This window comes from Maridesulfovibrio sp., assembly GCF_963678865.1.
GTDB lineage: Bacteria > Desulfobacterota > Desulfovibrionia > Desulfovibrionales > Desulfovibrionaceae > Maridesulfovibrio.
This window is the reverse complement of sequence record NZ_OY787459.1, coordinates 3,479,427-3,501,200: the sequence shown is the minus strand read 5'-3', so window position 1 is coordinate 3,501,200 and position 21,774 is coordinate 3,479,427. Positions and strand designations below refer to the sequence as shown.

Genomic DNA, 21,774 nt, shown 5'->3' with positions numbered 1-21,774 from the left:
ATCCAGTGGTGAAAGGACTATGTCTGACGGCTGCGCGTGACGGCTACCGTGCTGCGGAATTAATTTCCGAATACTTAATAATCTCTGGGACGTAGGGGATAAGGGCTTCGAAAAGCGAAGCTGATTTCCGGATAATAAGAATATGATCTTTGCATGCGTCCAGTCACGCCGAGGTGGGTGTAAGTGACTTATTATGGGGTAAATGTAAAGCGGAATGGGAGAGAAACTATAAAATAGAGATTACGACAAACCAGCTTCCCCCCAAAATACCTCGAGCGGCAAAATTAATTTTGAAGCAAAATTTCATCTACAAATTCTTCAAACTTATTATATGAAATAATACTATCATTTTCAGAAAAAACAGGAAATCTGCTAACAACATAATGACAAACAGAGTTTACCCCTAGCTTTTTTTTCAATAGGTCTTCTCGTTGACATTCTTTCTCTAAGGCATTTTTAAATGAATTTACTAATCTTTTATTGTGCCTAACAAACCTTTTAACATTAACATCAACATCTCTAACGTTTAGGATATTATTTTTACACTGAAAATTATACACCACGTTGTCACGACTAACAATTACATCAAACTCTTTATTCTCTATTCGTGTAATATTTTCAGACTTAAAGCCCTTATTTATTAAAATATCTCTAAGTTTTTTTTCAAAAAGAAACCCCGAATTGATTTGAAATTTTTTGTTTTTTTCTAGAGTTTTATTGCTTAAGTACTGCGAAAAACGCATCATAAGATTTACATTAGACCTTACCTTACCACCAGCAATAATAAAACAATATTCTGTACCAACAAGATCAAACCAACCACGCCCCTCACAACACATTACATTGAAAATACTATCGACATTATCACCAACAACAGATGTCACAATCTCAAGAAATTTATCAAATCCCATATCAATATTGTAACCATCACTACAATGAGATGAAACAATCAATAATATTTCATAGACTTTCATAAACAAAGAATAAGAAGCAGTGAAAGCAGAAGTCTCTGGCTTCGCTTGATCTCTTGACCTGAAATCATCCACCTGATCCAGGATAATTCTCATTGAATTCCTAAATTCTTGCACGGAAAAAAGAACACCAGTAGGGACATCTTCATATTCAGACTGGACGCTGTCGGACTCACGATATTTCTGCTGATCAACCAAAGAAATACGCTGCGGTTCATAAAACCCATCCTCAAGCACCTCTAAATTCATATTGCCCAAGAGACCATTATCAACAACAGTAACCTCATAATCATTATGCAGTAAAGCGAGAACCTGCTTAGTCCTCATTAAATGCAAAGAACTTAGTCCAGTTTCAGCAACATGCATCAATTCATAAAAAAAATCTTCCGTGCAAGGCTTACGATTACCCACACACACTCCGGGCAAATAAAACAACAGATCAACAATAGTTTTCCGTCTTGATTGATAATATTTAGCAGCCTCTCCTACCGAAAATGGTCCGCCACGATACTTGAAATACCCCATTCCATGATTAGCTTCAGCCGCCCCTTTGAACGCACTAGTCATTATCAAAAAATTCAAAACTCTTCGGCAAATTCTCTTATCATACTTATTGATCAAAAAAACAGCGACATCTCTCTGATTACTCTCATTATGAAGATAACTATTACCCAATCTAACGTTTAAAATACTATTTGGGACACACTCAGAAAATTCAGTTTCTAAGAAAATATTAATAAACTCTTCCATAGACCGAAAAAAAGAATGCGACAAATCAAAAACATAATCAGGATCAAACTGCGCTAAATGTCTTTCAATTTCATTTTGTGTCCTAGTTATTTCAGAATCCAACACCATATCCAACAGCTTACCTTTTAACACTTCACCTTCATTTAGCATTCCCAGTCTCCTCGGTGTTGGTCACAAGAACTATATCCAAAAACAAACCTCGCTTCTGTTTATATTCACTATTGCCCCTTAGTCCAGCAAACCATAAAAAAATTCCGCAGCACCGAAGCACTGCGGAATCTTATATTCAAATCAACATCCCGTGAAGGAATCTGATTAGTAGCGGTAGTGAGCAGGCTTGTAAGGACCTTCAACATCAACGCTGATGTAAGCAGCCTGTTCTTCGGAAAGAACATCAAGCTCTACACCAAGACGCTCGAGGTGAAGTCTTGCAACTTCTTCGTCGAGTTTCTTGGAGAGGATCATTACTTTGGGCTCGTAATCGTTCTGAGCGAGATCAATCTGAGCAAGAGCCTGGTTGGTGAAGCTGTTGGACATTACAAAACTGGGGTGTCCGGTAGCACAACCGAGGTTTACGAGACGGCCTTCAGCAAGAACGATGACGGACTTACCGGATTCCATAACCCATTTATCAACCTGAGGCTTGATTTCGATTTTCTGTGCCTTGGCGTCGTTTTCGAGGTAACCCATTTCGATTTCGTTATCGAAGTGACCGATGTTGCAGATAATTGCTTCATCTTTCATGCGTGCAATGTGCTCGCCCCTGATAACGTGGTAGTTACCGGTACAGGTAACAAAAACATCACCGCGTTCAACAGCCTTGTCCATGGTGCAGACTTCGAAACCTTCCATTGCAGCCTGAAGTGCGCAGATGGGGTCGATCTCAGTAACAAGAACACGGGCGCCGAAACCGCGCATGGACTGCGCGCAGCCCTTACCAACATCGCCGTAACCGACAACAACAACGACCTTACCGGCGATCATTACGTCAGTAGCGCGTTTGATACCGTCAGCAAGTGATTCACGGCAACCGTAAAGGTTATCGAACTTGGACTTGGTAACAGAGTCGTTAACGTTGATTGCAGGGAAGAGCAGTTCGCCTGCTTCCTGCATCTGGTAGAGGCGGTGAACACCGGTGGTTGTTTCTTCAGAAACACCGCGTACTTTTCCTGCAATGGCGGTCCACTTGCCGGGAGTTTCTGCGAGAGAAAGTTTGATGCGGTCCAGAACGCACTGAAATTCTTTGTTGTCAGTCTTCTCGTCAGCAACGGAAGCATCCTTTTCAGCCTTTACACCGTGATGGATGAGGAGGGTTGCGTCGCCGCCGTCATCAACGATGAGGTCAGGGCCGGAACCGTCGGGCCAGGTCAGGGCCTGCTCGGTGCACCACCAGTATTCTTCAAGGGTTTCACCCTTCCATGCGAATACTTTTGCAGTGCCGTTGGCTGCGATAGCTGCTGCAGCGTGATCCTGAGTGGAAAAAATGTTGCAGGAAGCCCAGCGGATGTCAGCACCCAGAGCGTGCAGGGTCTCAATGAGCATTGCGGTCTGGATGGTCATGTGCAGGGAACCCATGACTTTCAGGCCCTTGAGGGGCTTTTCTTTACCGTATTTTTCACGGATAGCCATAAGACCGGGCATTTCACGCTCGGAAAGCTGCATTTCCTTGTTACCCCAATCGGCGAGGGAAATGTCAGCAACTTTGTAATCAAGTTTCGGATCTACTTTAAACATGGAAACCTCCATTTAAGGACACTTGGCCCAAATTTTATTTTTTTTCGGATATGCATACAAGGACGGTAAGTCCTTCATTTACGGGATAACGGCGGGCATCCATAGAGCCGAGTCCGGCATCTTTCATCCAGCCGCTGAGTTCTTCTTCTGTAAAACCTAACCTGCGGTCGCCGAATTCACTGCGCATCCGCTCATTGGAGTGGGAGAGGAAGTCAGCGATAACCAGTTTTCCGCCGCTGGACAAGGTTCGCGCCGCTTCCGCAACAGCCTTATCAGGACGCGGCAGGTGATGCAGGACCATAGAAATAAAGGTCAGGTCCGCCTCCCAGTCGCGCAGGGGCAGGTGAGTCAGTTCACCGATACGCAGGCTCACGTCAGGATGGTTGCCCAGACGTTTTTCGGCCAGTTCCAGCATTTTGGGAGAACTGTCTACACCAATGACAGTTTTACACTTGGAAAGCAGGCTCTCCAGCAGGGATCCGTTTCCGCAACCGAGATCAACCCCCACGTTGCAGCGGTCCACAAGAGTCAGCAATTCGCTGTCCAGATTGAAATCTCCGAAAACGTCGCTCTGCAAGCGTTCCCAATCCTCGGCGATTTCATCAAAAAATTTGCGCGTCTCCATATTCCGTTCAGCCAGCACTTTGGCCACCCGGAGACGGTCTTCCTCAACCTCGGGCTCGTTTTCAATGAGCCAACTGATGGACTCCGCAAAACGGTTTCCGCTGCCGGAACGGGCCAGACGATAGAAATTCCAGAGCCCTTCCCTTCTGGATTCAAGAAGACCGCTCTCGTGCAAGATTTTCAAATGACGGGAAACACGCGGCTGGGACATGCCCAGAACCTGAACAACCTCACCGACATTGAGTTCGTTGTCTCGCAACATGGCCAAAAGCCTGATCCTGATTTCATCAGACAACGCCTTGCTGAATTTCAAAATTTCCATCAAATACCCCACCGGCAGAACATAACGACATCTTTATATAACAAAATCTCAATGAGCACTACCCGCAGTATCAGAAAGCGTCAAGCACTAAATAATGTGCACCGATTAAATCCCCCGCAAGGCATAAAAAAGGCCATATTCAAGACGAAAAATCAGATGAATCTCGGTGAACTCTCTGAAAACTTTTGCCAAGGTTAAATTTAATGTATAAAGAAGCTTCACCTAGAACATTACGGGTATATCATATAAAATGGCAGCAAAAAAAAAATATAACGGCCCGCGCAAACGTGTCTTCCACCCCCGGCAACGAAAAGTGCGTCATCTCGGAGAAGCTATGGGCGACTATGTCTCGACCATGGACGGAGATTACAAGTTAATGATCCCGAGGCTTTGGAAGGCATGGCCCGAACTCATGGGGGAGCTGGCAGAATTCGCCAAGCCCTTGGGCCACCGCAAACGGACCCTCATCCTCGCATCGGATGACTCTGTGGCTGCACAGGAGCTTTCATATTTTGCCCCGGAAATTCTGGAAAGAATAAATTCGTTTTTTGGTGAAGAAGTCTTTGACAAGGTACTGTTTGAGCTGTTAAACGGCAGGGTTCCATTGGACGGGTACGAATTACAACGTACCGAGTTCAGGGACGCCAAGATCAAGAAACCCGGCAAATTAGGCGGGTTGAAAGACAAATTTGATCCTGAATCGGCGGTCGGAAGATGTTATCTAAAATACGTCCGCCTTTTTGAAAAATCATAAATTTCAGGGCACCAAGCCCACCTTAAGGAGGATAACATGAGTGAAGAAACCCCCACCCTCGAGAGTCTGGAACTTACCAAGCCCCTCGAAAAAATGACAACTAAAGACCTGCGTCAGCTCTGCATTAACAAAATGCCCCTGATCGCCGGTGCTTCCGCTATGGACAAGGAAACCCTGATTTCCAACATCAAGGAATATCTGGGAATTGAAGAAGAAGAAGGTGCTGTCTCCCCTTACAAAGACCAGATTCTTTCCATCAAAAGAAAGATGAGAGGAATGCGCATTGAGAAAAAAGCTGTTGAAGGCCGCAAAGAGCGTTGCCAGCTCCGTCGCAAAATCAACAGAATGAAAAAGCAGACTCGCGCACTCTCTAGATCTCTGTAATAATTTTATTTTCGGAATATATTCAAAAAACCGAAAATAGTTGTTGACAGGAAGAGTCTTTCCAAATAAACACTCTTCTCGTTGCTGGGACATCGTTCAATTGGCAGGACGACGGGTTCTGGTTCCGTTAATCAAGGTTCGAGTCCTTGTGTCCCAGCCAACAACAAATTTTATGAGATGCGTCCCCATCGTCTAGCCTGGCCCAGGACACCTGCCTTTCACGCAGGCGACAGGGGTTCAAATCCCCTTGGGGACGCCACTCAATAAAATCGACTTGACCAGCCAGAATCAAGTCACCCGAAAATCCGGCTTCACGCTAAAAGGCCATAGTGAAGCAGGTACATATTCAAGATGCGTCCCCATCGTCTAGCCTGGCCCAGGACACCTGCCTTTCACGCAGGCGACAGGGGTTCAAATCCCCTTGGGGACGCCACGATATTTCAAAGCCCGATTCGCAAGAATCGGGCTTTTTCGTTTTCACAGCATTGACGCCTCCAGCGCATATATCATATCAATATATTTCTTGTAATTGCAGAACAAAACCAACGTTAGCTTAGTGGAGACTGGAGAGTGCACAAAGCAGGATCATTACTATTCGCCATACTTTTCACCGCGATGGCAATTTTAACCATTTCTCCACATGTAGACGCAAAAAAACTGCGTCTACACAATCAGAACATCACTCCAGACACAGAACAAATACTTCCGACCAACAATGATCTCCAAATTGAATACTGTATCGTTCAATTCACTGGACCAGTTCACGAACAATGGAAATCAGAATTAACCCGGATAGGTGTGGACATTCTAGATTATGTACCGGACTTTGCGTTCATCTGCCGCACCAAAAACAAAAATACCGGCACTATTCTTTCCTTTCCTTTTGTTTCCAGCATCACACCACTATCACCGGAATTCATTATCAGTTCAGCAGCGATGGAACTTGCCACATCCGGCTCTGGAGACAAAACATTCGTTATTACCACGTTTAAAAATGAAGATGCGGAAAGGATCTGCACTGCCATCACTGCGCTCGGCGGAGTTATAAATTCCGTAAGCAACTCCGGCAGCACCCATTTCATTGAAATCAACATTGAAAGCACTCAACTTTACCCTGTCGCGAAAATAGCCGGGATTAAGTGGATCTCTACCCCGATAGAAATAACATTCAACAATGACACGGCCTCCCTTATCACCGGAGCGCGTGGTGTCGGTGCTGATCTTGGATACTACGGAGAAGGTCAGACAGTTGCTGTTCTTGACTCCGGTCTATGCGGTGGAGACATCAACAACCTGCACCCGGATTTTTCCGATGGAAACGGAGGTAACAGGGTAGCTGTCCTGATCGCTGCAATATTTAACACCACCGGAAGACTGGATGACTACAACGGACACGGCACCCATGTGGCCGGAACCGTACTTGGCAATGGCATTATGTCCGGAGCAAAACCGGCGGAAAACAGCTTTCCGGACACCTGTTATGCCGGCATAGCTCCAAAGGCGACACTCATATTTCAAGCAGCATTTGGCGAACAGCACAGTTATGCCACAGCCGACTATCTGGCCACCTATACGCAAGCCTATGACCTGAACGCCCGTATATCAACGACCAGTCTGAGATTTAATTCTGACGTATCCAGAATTATAGACAACTATCTTTTCAATAAAAAAGACTTTCTAACCATAACCGCAGCCGGAAACAGGGGCACGGATGCGAATCGAGACGGGATAATAGATAAAAGTTCCATAAACCCCGACTCTACAGCAAAAAATATGATTATCGTAGGCGCTTCCGAAAGCTACCGTCCGTCAGAAAACATCAAATGGCCTGATTTTTCCAATCCCGGCTCGATCGGCTGGACTTTGAGTATGCCTGTCCTTACAGACTATCGTGCAAACTGCACAGTAGGTGTTGCAGCATTCAGCTCAAGGGGCCCGACTTTGGACGGACGATACAAACCTGATATTCTGGCCCCGGCCAGTAGCGTAATGTCGACAACATACGAAAATTGGGAAACCGCACCCTACGTGAACAAGGCAGGTACAAGCATGGCAGCCCCGCAGGTAGCCGGGGCTGCGGCTCTCGTCAGGGAATACCTGCAAAAAGAAAAGGGCATGAACACCCCCTCAGCTGCACTGATGAAAGCTATTTTACTCAACAGTGCTAAAGATATGGGAAACGGCCAATACGGATCTGGTGAATACCGGGAAATCCTCTCAGTTCCGAACAGCGTATGCGGCTGGGGTCTGCTTAATGTCCGGGAAGCTCTGTCTCCGAAATCGCCGTTTGCCATCAATTATTATGACATGACAAGCGAGACAGTCACCACCGGCTATTCAAAATCTTTCACTTTTGACGTTCAAGACTCAAGTCGGCCGCTCAAAGCGCATCTTGTATGGACCGATCAGGCCGGAAGCGAGATTTCAAACAACAGTCTGGTCAACGATCTGGACCTGATGGCCCGGTCTCCTTCAGGGCAAATCCATTACCCGAACAATGCGCGCCTGCCCCTTGAAACCTCGGCTACCGTATCCTATCCCTCGGATGGGGGCAGTGAACCCCTTGCTGCCGGCAAAGGCCTTCTTGTCGAGCTTCCCGCATTCCCGGACGATATTTCTGGTTTTTCAAAAATAACCATACCTCTAAGCGCCCCTCTCGCAGAGAACACCCTTATCTCAGTTACAATAATGGTATTAGACGGCGAAGAGTTTTATGGAATCAGCGGTTATCACGACCAATTTGCGCAAGGTTCAACAGAACTGGTTTTCACCGGCTATCAACCATGCCCGACAAGCAAATCAAAGAAAATGTACCTCAGACTTCAACCCCTTCTTTATAACATTGAATTCAAAACAACCTCCGCCTCCCCTGCCACAAATCAACGCTATATCTATCAAAGCAGCTTAGGGCAATCCACTATCGAAAAAACAGCACTCAAACCGTTTCAGGTCGATATTGAAACGTACAAATACCCGACTTCCAACAGCTTTGACCGGGTCAACAACGCAGTAGGCATAATAGTGGATAAACCGGAAAAAGGCAGGTGGACCTTTACCGTACAAGGTTACAATATACCAGATGGACCGCAACCATATGCACTTGTCATTAGCGGACTTAACGGTGAAATACCAAGCAGTGTGGCCCCGATTACCGCAAAACCGCAGACCGTCCCGGACACAACAATACTATCCCAGTCCACCGAACCGCTGGGCGCCACTGAACTTGAAAGCAGGTATCAAATCAACTCAGTCTCACCCGTAGGGGAAAAAATAGACTCAACCATGACTATCAATCCCGCTGCTGGACAGGATTCGCTGGCCTCATTCTCATACCCCATCACAGCCGACCGCGACCGCAAGGTGTCCACATTTAAACTCTTGAAACTCAAGGATGACAACACAACTTTAGATTTTACATATTCTGACTTCGGAACATTCAACGACGGGAACTGGTGGCTATCAGACCTGACCGGCAACGTATTAACAACAGATGAATCGGTTAGTGCCGACAGTACTTACATGGTAAATATAGTTGTAGAGGACAACGGCAACTTCGACCTTAACTCAACAGTAAACGCCATCAGGGACCCATCCCTGCTGACGGCATCGGGAACGGCTTCCGGAGCAACAGGATCTTCGGGGGGATCTACCGGCTGCACGCTCTCAACAGGCTCTTCGGGAGGCACAGAAATCATACTTCTCCTGATCGCCGCGATCGGATATTTAGCCAGAAGGCACAAACAGTTTTAGGACTTCCCGCTTTTGCTACAGTGGGAACCTTCACTTTTTTACAAAAAGTCTTACTTTCTTGTTGACAGTAACCTCAATTCTACATAAAAGGTTTTCTCGCTGCTGGGACATCGTTCAATTGGCAGGACGACGGGTTCTGGTTCCGTTAATCAAGGTTCGAGTCCTTGTGTCCCAGCCAGCAAAAATTTTTACCCGCTTCATTAAGTATCAGGCTACTGAAGCGGGTCTTTTATACAGATGCGTCCCCATCGTCTAGCCTGGCCCAGGACACCTGCCTTTCACGCAGGCGACAGGGGTTCAAATCCCCTTGGGGACGCCATCAGTAAAAACGACTTGCATAGTCAGGTCTTTATATAAAATCCCGCTTCGCCAAAAGTGATTCAGGCCACTGAAGCTGGTAACTATTTTAGATGCGTCCCCATCGTCTAGCCTGGCCCAGGACACCTGCCTTTCACGCAGGCGACAGGGGTTCAAATCCCCTTGGGGACGCCATCAGTAAAAACGACTTGCATAGACAGGTCTTTATATAAAAATCCCGCTTCGCCAAAAGTGATTCAGGCCACTGAAGCAGGTAGCTATTTTAGATGCGTCCCCATCGTCTAGCCTGGCCCAGGACACCTGCCTTTCACGCAGGCGACAGGGGTTCAAATCCCCTTGGGGACGCCACTTTTCATAAAAAAAGGATTGAATCGCAAGATTCAATCCTTTTTTTCTTTACGGAAACATTCCGCAAAATCATTCCACCCATGAAACCTGAAGCTGATTTCGCTCCACAAGCTTTAAATACCGTTCAGCAGAAAATCCGACCATTACAGCTCCGCTCAGAACCAGCCCTTTTTTCAATCCCAACCGCTTGGAAACAAACTCTTCATTATCAGCTGCAAAAAACTCAAAAAGACCGGCCCAGCAACTGCCGAGACCTGCAGATCCGGCATACAATTCCAGATAGGCCAAGTTGAGCACGGTATTGTCACGCCTATTCTTTAATTCCCTAGGAGCAGCGGCAACAATAAGATGGGGAGCCCCCCTAAAAACAGGATCCTTTCCATTCTTCCATGAATCTACGTGAATCGGAAAACTATGATGAAACTCACCTGTTGCAATCTGCTTTTCCATCCACTCCATAACTGACTCCAGCAACTCATCCAGCACAGTGCGGTTCTCAATTATATAGTATGAAACGCTCTGCGAATTGCTGGCTGAGGGTGCGAATCGGGCAATATCAACAAGTTGAAGAAGTTGCTCACGAGGCACTGACTTCTTTTTGTAATACCGGATTGAACGTCGGGAACGCAAAAAGTTTTCGGCCGTTTCCGCATCAATAACAGGATACGAATCAATAACCTTCTGCTTTGAAATATCCACATATCTATGCCTAAGAGCATCCTTCGGGCAGACAGCAACGCAATGCCCGCAACGGTTACAACCATTTTCGGAAAGAGCCTCCGGCCCTGAATTACCGAATGTAATCACTCCCACAGGACATGCTTTCACACAAATTCCGCACTGCACACAGCTATCTGTATCCACTTTAATCAACATAAGAGGTTGTCCTATCTACTTAATCTCAGTCACAACGCCCTTGCGCTGCACAAATTTCACATCCCCGTCCCGATCCACAAAAATAGCCTGAGGTGAGGAACCGACCTTGCAGACCGTCTGCACCATGCCGTCAGCGGCTACTCGATACAGCCTGCGCTGCGATCCGGACAGAACATAAAGAGATTTGTCGGGAGCAGAGCAAAGCCCGCTGATATACCCGAATCCGTCCGCGAACTGAACCCACTCTCCATCGCCATACACAATATAGACAACGCCCTCTTCCTGATTGGCGACGTAATGACTATGTTTACCTTCTGCCACCAGCATCCCCGCAACAGAATATTCCACGATCAATCCCATAAAAAGCATCACAAATAAGGCCGTTACAGCACCTCGACGCACAAAATCTGAAAAATATTGTCCATACATTTTAAGAACTCCAATTTGTGTTTGATTTAAGCTACGGCAAGATATAATACAAATCCAATACCATTTAATCCATTTTTAAGACCTAAAAGGTATCATTGTGAGAATACGTCAACTTCGGTATTTCAAAGCTCTTGCAGAGGAACTTCATTTCGGAAAAGCAGCGGAAAAACTCCATATTCAACAACCTCCGCTCAGCAGACAAATTCAAAAGCTTGAGGAGGAGCTTGAAGTTACGCTTTTCAAGCGCACCAACCGTAAGGTTGAGCTTACAGAAGAAGGCAGGTATTTCCTGAAAGAAGCCAAGGAGATGTTGGCCGTCATGGACCGTTCCAAAACAACATTGCAAGCAATGGGAAACGGAACTGCAGGCAAGCTGAAGATAAGCTTCATTTATCTGGCCCTGTCTTCGGCATTCCCGCACATAATGGGTGATTTCATCGGGCAATATCCTGATGTGGAGGTCTGCCTACATGATGAAAATACATATTTCCAAGTCAATGCAGTCAAGGAAGGAACCCGCCATGTGGGTTTTGTTACCATGAATCTGGTCGACACCAAGGGTCTCGAAAGTATGATCGTACACAATTCCAGAACCTGTGCTGCCATCCCCGCCAACCACCCGCTGGCAAAAAAGGATGTACTGACCTTGAAGGATATTTCAGAACTGCCTTACATTTGCAGCACAGATTCATACTGCCGCATGCGCGTAAAAGAGATGCAGCGCATTTTCGCCGAAAAAGACCTCGAGCTGAAAATCGGCATGCAGTATGAGCGTAAGCACACCGGAAACGTGTTTGTGGCTGCCGGACACGGCTGGACAGTAATCAACAGTGATTCCGCAGGAACCATTCCCGACGGCATCGCCCTCAAACCCTTGGAAATAGAGCTGCCCCCCTTCGAAATCGGCATGATCTGGAATCCCGAACGCATAACCCCGCTGGTGCAGAATTTTATTGAATTTTACCGGGAACGGATTGAAAGGAATTCAGCCTGACCGCAACTTTTATCAATCGGGAAACCTTGACATTGCCCGGTAATTTTATTTCTTCAATCTTTTCTGAACCGAAATCATACAATCAGAAGGAACCTATAGTTGACACATCCCAACATCCCAACCCCCGAACAATGTGAACAGCTCCTTGCCTCCTGCAATACCCCGGAAAAGACCGTTAAGCACTCACGAATAGTCCGCGATGTAGCAAGACGCATCGGGCGCGACCTGAAATGGCTGCGCGATAGAGGCCCGAATCTGGCTCTGATTACGGCTGCTGCCCTGCTGCACGACATAGCCAAAGGACAACCGGAACATGCTTCCGCCGGAGCAGAGATAGTGCGAAAACAAGGCTATGGCGAAGTAGCGGATATTATTGCTGCCCATAATAATATTGAATACTCGGGAGAGCTCCCGGTTACGGAAAAGGAAATCGTCTTTATTGCCGACAAATTGGTCAAAGGCGAACAGATGGTTACCGTTGTTTATATGTTTGACCATAAAATTAAATCCTGCACCGACGCCCGGTTGCTGTCCCAATTGAAACACAGCAAAGAAAACGCCCTGCGCATCAAGACATCCATTGAGCAGGAAACAGGCAAGAACCTCGAAGAGCTGGCTATTGCCGAAGAATAAATTTCCCACCCTGACTCACAGCAAAAAAACCCGGAATCCAAGATGGTTCCGGGTTTTTTTAGAAATTCATGCTGGCCTTGTCCCACCTCTTGGGTGTACCATACATAATACCTGATCAATCCAGCTCTGTATCTTTATTTTTCATCACCATACTTGGTCACAAAAACGTAACAATATCGCAACTTTTATGATATACTGATCAGATACATACTGATGGGATAAACAAAAACCGCAGAACAAGCCGGAGCGCAGTTATGGGAAAAGAAAATAAAATCGAAAGAATGATAAGTGCAGAGGAATTACCTGGTTTTCTCCGCAAAATGGCTTCAGCAATAGAAAATGGTGCCACAGATGAAGACGCTTACCTCGCATCCATTGAAGGCTTTGAAAAACTTAAGATGAATATCCGCAATGAACAAGGTCAGACAGTAATCAAAATCAAAGCTAAACCTTCCAAAGAGTTTTCCATTGGTCCTGCCCCTGAAGCGGTATCAGGAGATTCGTCTACTCCGGCAAAGCCCAAATACAGCAACTTGAAAAAGAAAATGAGGAAATCATTCAAGATAATTTTCAAAACCCTGCATTCCGGAGAACTTCCCCCGGCTGAGGTTGTGCAGGAATTTATCGATGACTCCCGACTCATGGTCACAGACGAGGATAAGGGGTTGGGTGATGAGTATTATGAAGAATACATCGCGCTTTGCAACGCATTCCAAAAAGCATTCGATGAAGGTGACGTGGAGAAGACTCATGCAGCATGCGATGAGTTGAACCACATGAAAACCAGATGCCACGCAAAGTACGACTGAAACAAAAATTTAATCCAAACAGCCCCCAAAAACAGGACGAATAAAAAAATGAACGCAGCAGCTTCCTGCCCAGCGGCAGTAAAAGTTTCCCCCGAAATCTCGGATGAGGACCGCCAGAGGTTCCACGAAGTAATCTCAACTGAACTTGCCGACTGGCAGATTGAGCAGGTGGTTACACCTTCCAAAATATACGCCCGGCAGGAAAACCTGCTGGCCGTTCACTGGCATCCTGAATTCGTGCCATTCAAGTACATCACCCAGCGCGTGGAGAAGATGTTCCCCAATGTTCACGACAAGCTGATGATACCCACCCAGCATAACGTTCTCATGAGTTACGGTGATTACACCGGAGTTGAAGTGGACTGCTATGCAAGCGGATTCAATCAGAAAGTACAGCTCCTGCTCCACTTTGAAAATGAAAAAGTTGAAGAAGCGCACGTACTTAAATCCATGCTGTCCCACACTTTCAAATACCGTTCCTCACAACTTTTTGAATACATGGACACCATCACCAAACCCATGGAGGATCGCATTGCAAAAGCGGCTAAATCCACCGGTGCAGATGAAGACCTCGTGGAGATGGTCCGGGTCTATGTAACCAAGATCCAGACCATGCTTGATCAAGAGTGGTCCACCGTACCCAAGGATTCCATAAAGAACAAACTGCTGCGTAACTATTTCGACGCCATGCGCCCCAAATACGGCGACAACCTGATCAACCGCATACAGGCTTACCTCAAGGAGGTTAAAAAGCTGGTCAAAGCCGACTTTTCACTTAAATTCTTCTACCGGGCTACCGAAGTGATTGAAGAAGCGCGCTCTCTTGGCGGTTGCGTGGTCATCCCCCACCCGGAAGAGTTCTGGCCTATTCTGCTGGCAAAATATGATGTGGACGGCATTGAAGTCTGGAATCCGCAATCCCAGCGTTACACTGATTTCCTTATTTCCGTGGTCAATGAACAGAACGCCTCCCGCACCGGCGGGGACAAGGAATTACTCATTTTCATGGGTGATGACTGCCACATGAGCGAAAAAACCAAACCGCTGGATACTCAGGACTCAGCCAAAGCCGCCCGTGAAATAGGTTTGCAACCCGCATGGGATGATCTGAATATCAGAAAAAAACTGATTGTAGCCGGAATTGACCGTCCCTCAGTCATTGAAGAGTATAAAGCACGCATGGCCGGTTAGCTGGACAACCTCTTCGTCATCAAATCGTTACATTGCTGCAATCATTCATGTTACACATAGTGCTAGTAAGCAGCAAAACATCTTATGGAGAAATCTGATGGCCAGCGAAAAAAAATTCGTATTTGAATCACTTCAGGATGCGGAAAGCATCCGTACCTTCCTACAGTCACTTGTTGACGGTTTTGAATCCGGAACAATCAATCTTTCCACCAACGGCGACGAAATTGAGCTGCACCCCGAAGGGCTGCTCAATTTCACCGTAAAAGCCAAGCGCAAGGAAAGCGGCAACAAAATCAATATTAAAATAGGTTGGAAAGATTCCGACGGGGATGAATCACCCACTGTAAAAACACTTAACATCAATACATAATCATGCTTACTTTTGAAGGTTTGGATGAGAACTTCAAGTTTCTTATCATCGAAGTCTTAAATCAACTCAAGGCTACACGGGAATTCGTAAATTCACCCTCCCGTTCCCTTTTCCGCAAGATCACCTCCCGCGACGACTATATCGACAACCTAAAAACAGTTATCGAGAATAAGTCATACTCGCGGATCAATAGTTCCATCGATCTTGATACCAAGCTGCTTAATAAAATCAGGGCCATTCAAGTTTCATCGGTCAATCTGGAGCGTATCGGAGATCATTGCGTCAATATTGTAAACCAGATGGCCTACCTTGAGGACAAAGGCCAAATAAATCGCTACGAATGCTCAGAAGCGTTTGATATTATTGAAGAGACTGTAGAAAAAATTGCAGCTGGATTCAGCGATGAGGATATGCCTCTGGCACTCGAAATATGTAAATCAGAATACCGTCTGGATTCCCTGTACAAAGAGAATTTCAACCGCATCATGGCTGAGATGGGCAGTGGAAAAAACATTCCCGACCTTGTGACCTGCCTGTTCATCTTTCGCTACCTTGAACGGATCGGTGATTCCCTGCTTAATATCGGCGAGGCAATCATTTTTTCCATCCTCGGAGAACGCATTAAAATCGAACAGTTTGAATCACTGCAACAAACCCTGAGCGTTTCCGGTTACGATGGTTCGTTCTCGGACATCGACTTTCAAGGAATCTGGGGATCGCGCTCAGGTTGCCGCATAGGACACATTCAGGCCAAAGGTGATGAAAACAGTAACAATCCCCCGGTGGCACAGGGAAGTATTTATAAAGAAGGCAATCTGGATAAAATCAAGCTTGAAAAACGAAGCCTTGAAGAATGGGGAGCACGCTTTCCGGGCATGGTTCCTGAAATATTCGGTTTTCACGAAACCAAAGAAGAAAACAAAGGCTCCATGCTGGTCGAGTTTCTGCCCGGCTGTACCCTTGATACCATGATCCTGACCTCGGATGACACAGACCTCGAAAACGCCCTGTTCACCCTTGAACAGACCCTGCGTCATGTCTGGACCACGACCAAAAAGAATCAGCCGGTCCGAACCACTTTCATGGAACAACTCAAGGCCCGCCAGAACGGAGTGCTGCAGGTTCACCCGGAATTCCACCGCAGCGCAAGCCAGATGGGGTCTGCGGAAATAGTCTCCTCCGAAGCCCTGCTCAATGAATGTGCGAGTATCGAAAACACTCTTCCGGCCCCGTTCACAGTATTCATTCACGGCGACTTTAACTGCAATAATGTCGTTTACAGTAACGAAGATGAAAGAGTCAGATTCATTGACCTGCACCGCTCCCGTGATTTCGACTACATTCAGGACCTCTCGGTCTTCCTTGTTTCAGGTTTCCGCATGCCTGTTTTTGACCGTCCCATCAGGAACAAAATCAATGCGGTGATTTCACGCATGTACAGTTTCACTGAAGAATTCGCGCAGGAAAACAAAGATGACACATGGCAGGCCAGGATGGCACTGGCACTGGCCCGCTCTTTCTATACTTCCACCCGTTTCGAATTCAATTACGGTTTTGCCAAGGAAATGTTCAACCGCTCCATGTTCCTCTTGGAAAAGATGAACCGCTACAGCGGCAAGTGGGATAAGTTTATTCTGCCGGAAGACATCCTTCATTACTAACAAGCAAAACAAAAGGTGCTGACAATGAAAATAGGTGTAATTGGCCTGAAAGGCGCTTGGTCATCCGAACAACTCGCCAAGGCTGTGGCTGAAAAAACAGGTCGCGAGACAAAAATCTTCGAAATGCAGGATGTACGTCTGGACCTGCCATCAGGACGGGCCATGGTGGAAGGGGAAGACCTTTCCACTTATGACGCGCTGATAATCAAAAAAATCGGTAAGCAGTACTCACCGGACCTGCTCGACAGGCTTGAAATGCTACGCATGCTTGAAGGGCGCGGGGTAAAATTTTTCTCCTCCCCCTACTCCATCCTGCGTGTTCTGGACCGCCTGACCTGCACCATTTCCCTCCAGCTCGGCGATATTCCCATGCCTCCGACCACCATCACCGAAGACGTGAACCACGCGCTGGCCGCAGTTGAAGAATACGGCGAGGCTGTTTTCAAACCCCTGTACAGCACCAAGGCCCGGGGGATGTTTGTACTCAAACCGGGCCCCGACGCCCGTAAGATTATTGAGGATTACCATAAAGAGTACAACACCATGTACATCCAGAAAACTATCGACCTCAATGACAGCGACCTCGGCATCGTCTTTCTCGGCGGTGAATATCTGACCACTTACGCCCGCTGCAAAACCACCGACTCATGGAATACCACCACCGTAAACGGCGGCAAATACGCGCCAGTTGATCCCCCGCAGGAAATCATCGACCTCGCCCGTAAAGCGCAGGCCATATTCAACCTCGATTTCACCTGTGTGGACGTTGCCATCACCCCTGAGGGACCCTTTATTTTTGAAGTATCAGCCTTCGGCGGATTCCGCGGCCTGCTTGATGCCCGCGGCATAGACGCTGCTGCCCATTACGTAGACTATGTTATCAAAAAGGTAGAAGAATAATGAACCAGAGCGCAATCACCAAATCCGCAATTATTGAAAAATACCGCAAAGATTTCCCCGCAACCGAATCCCTGTTTATCGACTTCGGGGGCTGTGTAATCGAAACAAGAGTCAACAACTCTCAGCTGCTGGCCGATCTGAACAACTACTTCAAAGAATTTTTGGTAGATACAGACAAAGGTGACATCCTTATCACCGCACATGAATGTCCCGTAGCGGACCTCGGCCTTGAATACACCGTAAAGCAGCCTGATCCGGGCAAGACCAAAATCAAAGAAGAATTTCATAATCTTCCTGATGGCCGTGTTGTTTACAAAAGACTGACCGGGATGCTCTTCGTTTTCGGTGGGGAGGACAACATCGCCATCGGTCCCTGCATTGAAAACTCCAATCAGGTCATTAACTTCATTAACAACCGCTTTATTGAGTACAAACTTAACAACGGGTGCTTTCTCGGACATGCCGCAGGTGTGATTGAAAATGGACGCGGAATTGCCATGGCCGGATTCTCAGGCATGGGTAAATCCACCCTCGCCCTGCACCTGATGAGCCGGGGCACCACCTTTGTCAGCAATGACCGGGTAATGGCCGAAGACAACGGCGATTCCCTGACCATGTACGGGGTAGCCAAACAGCCGCGCATCAATCCCGGCACCGCCTTGAACAACCCGGACCTTTCCTGCATCGTGACTCGTGAAGACAAGGAGCGTTTTCTCGCCATGCCCAAGGAAGAACTGTGGGAACTCGAACACAAATATGATGCTCTTATCGACGAATGCTACGGCAAAAATAAATTCATCCTCAAGGCTCCCTTAAGCGGACTGGTAATCCTTAACTGGAAGCGCGATAATTCCGAAACAACAGTCAATATCGTCGACCCCAAAGAACGCAAAGACCTGCTTCCCGCATTCATGAAGGGAACCGGACTTTTTTACCGTCCCGATTCTCCTGAAAAAGAAAGCGATCCCGATGTTGACGCCTATGCGGACTTTCTGTCAAAGACTACTCTCATTGAAATCAGCGGCGGTGTGGATTTCGACAAAGCTGCCGATGCCTGTTTGAAATTTATGAAAGACGGATCGATCTAACTGATATAGCCTCCGGTGGCCCTGCCGGAGGCCTTAAATCCTTTTCCAAAAGGGTTTAAGAATCCCAAAACCTTTTATTAAGGCTTCGCCGCTTTAATAAACGAAGCTGTGAAGCATACTAAAAAGTTTCGAGGGGATGGCAGCGGGGAAAGTTCCCCTTCCCCAACTGCCGGAGGCAACAAAATGCGCATTAAAATCAAACGTGAAGTACGGGTGCCGGACCCGATTAAACTGGAACGCTACAGAAGAACCCCGGACCTGGGCCCCAGAATTCTTTTTTTCAGCGGCGGTACTGCGCTTAAAAAGACTTCCACCGTACTGACCCAGTACACTCACAACAGCATCCACGTGATAACGCCTTTTGATTCCGGGGGCAGCTCGGCTGTCATTCGCAGCCAGTTTAATATGTTTGGAATAGGTGATATCCGCAACAGACTAATGGCTCTTGCTGATCAATCTGTGCTGGGCAACCCGGAAATATACAAGCTTTTCGCCTACCGCCTGCCCAAGAATGCTGACGATGATGAACTGCGTGCGGAATTCGAAGAAATGATGGCGTGCAAACACCCGCTGGTTCGCGATATTCCTGCCCCCATGCGCAAAATAATCCGTACCCATTTCATTCAATTTGCAGACGTGATGGAGGATTTCAACCTGCGCGGAGCCAGTATCGGCAATATTATTCTCACCGCCGGATACATCAACAACCGCCGCCACATTGATCCGGTAATTTATATTTTCTCAAAGCTGGTTGAGGTTCGCGGTATTGTGCGCCCTACGGTCAACAGGGATATCCATCTTGCGGCAGAACTGGAAGACGGTACATTTGTGGTCGGGCAGCACCTGCTTACCGGGAAAGAAGCCTCACCCATCGGTTCCGGCATCAAGAAACTCTGGCTGGCTAAAGAACTGGACGATTCCACCCCCTGCACAGTTAAAATCCGCAATAAAATGAGCAAGCTGATCTGCAGCGCGGAACTGATCTGCTATCCCTTGGGGAGCTTTTATTCCAGTGTGGTGGCCAACCTGCTGCCTGAAGGTATCGGCAAAGCAATCAGCGAAAACAGGTGCCCGAAAATTTTTACCCCCAATACCGGAACCGATCCGGAACTGAAAGGCCATTCCCTGACCGATCAGATTCACAAGCTCCTCTATTACCTGCGCAAGGACGATCCATACAATATAGCTATCAGCGATGTACTCAATTTCATACTTGTGGACTCGGTAAACGGGATCTACCCCGGCGGAATAGATAAAAGAGAAATCAACAAACTCGGTATTCGGGTAATAGACTGCGAGCTTGTCAGCGAAGAAAGCACTCCCTATCTGGACCCGCATCTTCTCTCGCAGGCCCTGCTCTCACTGACCTGATGACCACAGAAAAAGGCAGGTACGTATGGGCAAAGAAGAAAAAACCAAAGTCAGCCTGAAAAAGAAAGTCGGGCAGGAAGAAGCAATCACCATTCTGGAAGACATCCTTAAAGGATTCAAAGCGGGTAACATGATCATCCAGAACGGGGAAGAATCTGCGACTCTGATCCCTTCCGATAAAATCAACATGGAGATCAAAGCCAAAACCAATAAACGGAAAAACAAACTCAGCATTAAGCTTTCCTGGAAAGACCTCCCGTGTGAAGCAGAAGATTTCAGCATAACCGAATCCGGGGAAAAAATTGATCCAGAACCGGAAAAAACGGGGGCCGAAACCAAGGATGCTGAGCCTGACTACGGCAAAGCTGTCGTGATTAAAAAGGCTTCGAAGTAGATTCAATTAATGCAATGAAAATAAATCATTGAGACTTTGTCATCAATCTGAAAACGCCTCCCGCAAAGAGGCGTTTTTTTGCTGGTCAAATCGTAAGCAATGCTTACCTATTCACAAACACAAATTCATACCCACAAACAAGGAAACTAAAATGTTACCAGTTATAATTGATGCGAAACTATGCAAAGCGGACGAACTTTGCGTAAACGAATGCCCTCTCTCTGTACTGACTGTGGAAGAAAAAGGGCAGATACCCACCGTTCATCCCAAGAAAACAAACTACTGTATCAACTGCGGTCATTGCATGGCCGTCTGCCCCACCGGAGCCATAACCCTTACTGCATTTGAAGGACAAAAAGCAGTTCCTTTCAGCAAGGAAGAACTGCCAGATGCGGCTTCCGTTGAAACCCTGATCAAAACCCGCCGCTCCGTGCGTAAATTCAAGAAAAAAAATATAAGTTCAGTTGAAATCGGTGAACTCATCCATACTGCAGCCTACTCTCCTTCCGGTCACAACGCACAGCCTGTCTCATGGACGGTTCTGGACACTGCCGAGAAGGTCCACGAGCTTGGCGAGGTGATCGTTGAGTGGATGGAAGATATGGTCAAACAGAAAAATCCGCTGGCTGAAAAATTATTTCTAGCCGGAATTGTTAATGCATGGAAAAAAGGCAACGATGTGATCTGCCGTAAGGCACCGGCTGTGGCTGTTGCATGGGCGCCGAAGCAGGGCATCACCCCGCAGGCCGATACCGTAATCGCCACCAATACCCTTGAACTGGCTGCCCATGCCCAAGGCTATGGGACCTGCTGGGCAGGCTACGTGGTACTGGCCGCGGCATATAGTCAAAAGGTTCTGGATTTTCTCGCCATCCCCGCTGAACACATGGCCCACGGAGCTCTGTTCTTAGGCTATCCGGCTGTAAAATACCGCGCCATCCCGCCGAGACACAAGGCTGTTGCTGAAGAAAAGGATGGAAAATTTGTTTTCCGGGCAAAGCCCAATACGCATTAAGAAAACCTTTAATGCGCTAAACTCTTTTTTAATGAAATGATTCTGCCTCTGGCGGCTTGGAAACTTTTAGTAGAGCTTCCCCAGTCGC

General features: G+C 47.0%; 19 protein-coding genes and 7 tRNA genes. 21 read left to right on the top strand and 5 right to left on the bottom strand.

Annotated features, from left to right (window positions below):
• Positions 1-284: 284 nt before the first annotated feature.
• From ACKU41_RS16060 to ACKU41_RS16050, 3 genes are all read right to left on the bottom strand, one after another.
• Entirely contained in the window at positions 285-1,871 is a 1,587-nt protein-coding gene (locus ACKU41_RS16060; RefSeq protein ID WP_321402217.1) for a hypothetical protein, read from the bottom strand.
• A 165-nt stretch (positions 1,872-2,036) separates the two neighbouring features.
• Positions 2,037-3,455: an adenosylhomocysteinase gene (ahcY, locus tag ACKU41_RS16055; protein WP_321402215.1), complete on the bottom strand. Its 1,419-nt coding sequence runs from the start codon at positions 3,453-3,455 to the stop codon at positions 2,037-2,039.
• 34 nt (positions 3,456-3,489) lie between these two features.
• Positions 3,490-4,401 carry a metalloregulator ArsR/SmtB family transcription factor gene (locus tag ACKU41_RS16050; RefSeq protein WP_321402213.1) on the bottom strand — a complete coding sequence of 304 codons (912 nt, stop codon included), beginning with the start codon at positions 4,399-4,401 and terminating at the stop codon, positions 3,490-3,492.
• Between the two features lie 250 nt (positions 4,402-4,651).
• Here ACKU41_RS16050 and ACKU41_RS16045 point away from each other — a divergent pair, with 250 nt between their 5' ends.
• The 10 genes from ACKU41_RS16045 (at position 4,652) to ACKU41_RS16000 (ending at position 9,955) form a co-directional block, all read left to right on the top strand.
• Positions 4,652-5,155, top strand: coding sequence for a DUF721 domain-containing protein (locus tag ACKU41_RS16045; protein ID WP_319778532.1), 504 nt, complete (start codon positions 4,652-4,654; stop codon positions 5,153-5,155).
• 36 nt (positions 5,156-5,191) lie between these two features.
• On the top strand, positions 5,192-5,539 hold the full coding sequence (locus tag ACKU41_RS16040) for a hypothetical protein (protein ID WP_319778531.1): 348 nt from the start codon (positions 5,192-5,194) through the stop codon (positions 5,537-5,539).
• Positions 5,540-5,624: 85 nt separating this feature from the next.
• Positions 5,625-5,699: transfer RNA gene (locus tag ACKU41_RS16035), tRNA-Gln, on the top strand.
• A gap of 21 nt (positions 5,700-5,720) precedes the next feature.
• Positions 5,721-5,798 (top strand) — tRNA-Glu (locus ACKU41_RS16030).
• 96 nt (positions 5,799-5,894) lie between these two features.
• Positions 5,895-5,972: transfer RNA gene (locus ACKU41_RS16025), tRNA-Glu, on the top strand.
• Between the two features lie 137 nt (positions 5,973-6,109).
• On the top strand, positions 6,110-9,289 hold the full coding sequence (locus ACKU41_RS16020) for a S8 family serine peptidase (RefSeq protein ID WP_321402211.1): 3,180 nt from the start codon (positions 6,110-6,112) through the stop codon (positions 9,287-9,289).
• Between the two features lie 103 nt (positions 9,290-9,392).
• Positions 9,393-9,467, top strand: a tRNA-Gln gene (locus ACKU41_RS16015).
• Positions 9,468-9,530: 63 nt separating this feature from the next.
• Positions 9,531-9,608: transfer RNA gene (locus tag ACKU41_RS16010), tRNA-Glu, on the top strand.
• 95 nt (positions 9,609-9,703) lie between these two features.
• Positions 9,704-9,781 (top strand) — tRNA-Glu (locus ACKU41_RS16005).
• A 96-nt stretch (positions 9,782-9,877) separates the two neighbouring features.
• A tRNA-Glu gene (locus ACKU41_RS16000) sits at positions 9,878-9,955 on the top strand.
• 69 nt (positions 9,956-10,024) lie between these two features.
• On the opposite strand, the gene ACKU41_RS15995 is transcribed toward ACKU41_RS16000, so the two are convergent.
• Together ACKU41_RS15995 and ACKU41_RS15990 are read right to left on the bottom strand one after the other, a co-directional pair.
• A complete protein-coding gene (locus tag ACKU41_RS15995; protein WP_321402209.1) occupies positions 10,025-10,831 on the bottom strand; it encodes a nitroreductase family protein in 807 nt (268 codons plus the stop codon).
• Between the two features lie 15 nt (positions 10,832-10,846).
• Positions 10,847-11,260, bottom strand: coding sequence for a hypothetical protein (locus tag ACKU41_RS15990; RefSeq protein WP_321402207.1), 414 nt, complete (start codon positions 11,258-11,260; stop codon positions 10,847-10,849).
• 97 nt (positions 11,261-11,357) lie between these two features.
• Between ACKU41_RS15990 and ACKU41_RS15985 the strand changes: the two genes are divergently transcribed.
• From ACKU41_RS15985 to ACKU41_RS15935, 11 genes are all read left to right on the top strand, one after another.
• Positions 11,358-12,254 (top strand): LysR family transcriptional regulator, encoded by an 897-nt coding sequence (locus tag ACKU41_RS15985; protein ID WP_321402205.1) that lies wholly within the window; start codon positions 11,358-11,360, stop codon positions 12,252-12,254.
• Between the two features lie 99 nt (positions 12,255-12,353).
• Complete coding sequence (locus ACKU41_RS15980) at positions 12,354-12,887, top strand: HD domain-containing protein (protein WP_321402203.1); 534 nt, start codon at positions 12,354-12,356, stop codon at positions 12,885-12,887.
• Positions 12,888-13,141: 254 nt separating this feature from the next.
• Positions 13,142-13,696, top strand: a complete 555-nt coding sequence (locus tag ACKU41_RS15975; RefSeq protein ID WP_321402201.1) for a GAK system XXXCH domain-containing protein — start codon at positions 13,142-13,144, stop codon at positions 13,694-13,696.
• Between the two features lie 48 nt (positions 13,697-13,744).
• Entirely contained in the window at positions 13,745-14,887 is a 1,143-nt protein-coding gene (locus ACKU41_RS15970; protein WP_319778522.1) for a hypothetical protein, read from the top strand.
• A 97-nt stretch (positions 14,888-14,984) separates the two neighbouring features.
• Entirely contained in the window at positions 14,985-15,257 is a 273-nt protein-coding gene (locus ACKU41_RS15965) for an amphi-Trp domain-containing protein (RefSeq protein WP_319778521.1), read from the top strand.
• Between the two features lie 2 nt (positions 15,258-15,259).
• Positions 15,260-16,918, top strand: coding sequence for a PhoU domain-containing protein (locus ACKU41_RS15960; RefSeq protein WP_321402200.1), 1,659 nt, complete (start codon positions 15,260-15,262; stop codon positions 16,916-16,918).
• Positions 16,919-16,942: 24 nt separating this feature from the next.
• Positions 16,943-17,818, top strand: a complete 876-nt coding sequence (locus tag ACKU41_RS15955) for a GAK system ATP-grasp enzyme (protein ID WP_321402199.1) — start codon at positions 16,943-16,945, stop codon at positions 17,816-17,818.
• Entirely contained in the window at positions 17,818-18,906 is a 1,089-nt protein-coding gene (locus tag ACKU41_RS15950) for an HprK-related kinase B (RefSeq protein WP_321402197.1), read from the top strand. The genes ACKU41_RS15955 and ACKU41_RS15950 overlap by 1 nt, the downstream gene beginning before the upstream one ends.
• A gap of 183 nt (positions 18,907-19,089) precedes the next feature.
• Positions 19,090-20,277 carry a GAK system CofD-like protein gene (locus ACKU41_RS15945; protein WP_319778516.1) on the top strand — a complete coding sequence of 396 codons (1,188 nt, stop codon included), beginning with the start codon at positions 19,090-19,092 and terminating at the stop codon, positions 20,275-20,277.
• Between the two features lie 25 nt (positions 20,278-20,302).
• Positions 20,303-20,671 carry an amphi-Trp domain-containing protein gene (locus ACKU41_RS15940; RefSeq protein ID WP_321402195.1) on the top strand — a complete coding sequence of 123 codons (369 nt, stop codon included), beginning with the start codon at positions 20,303-20,305 and terminating at the stop codon, positions 20,669-20,671.
• A gap of 151 nt (positions 20,672-20,822) precedes the next feature.
• The gene (locus ACKU41_RS15935) at positions 20,823-21,686 is read left to right on the top strand and encodes a nitroreductase family protein (RefSeq protein ID WP_321402193.1); all 864 of its coding nucleotides are present in this window, start codon (positions 20,823-20,825) and stop codon (positions 21,684-21,686) included.
• Positions 21,687-21,774 lie beyond the last annotated feature (88 nt).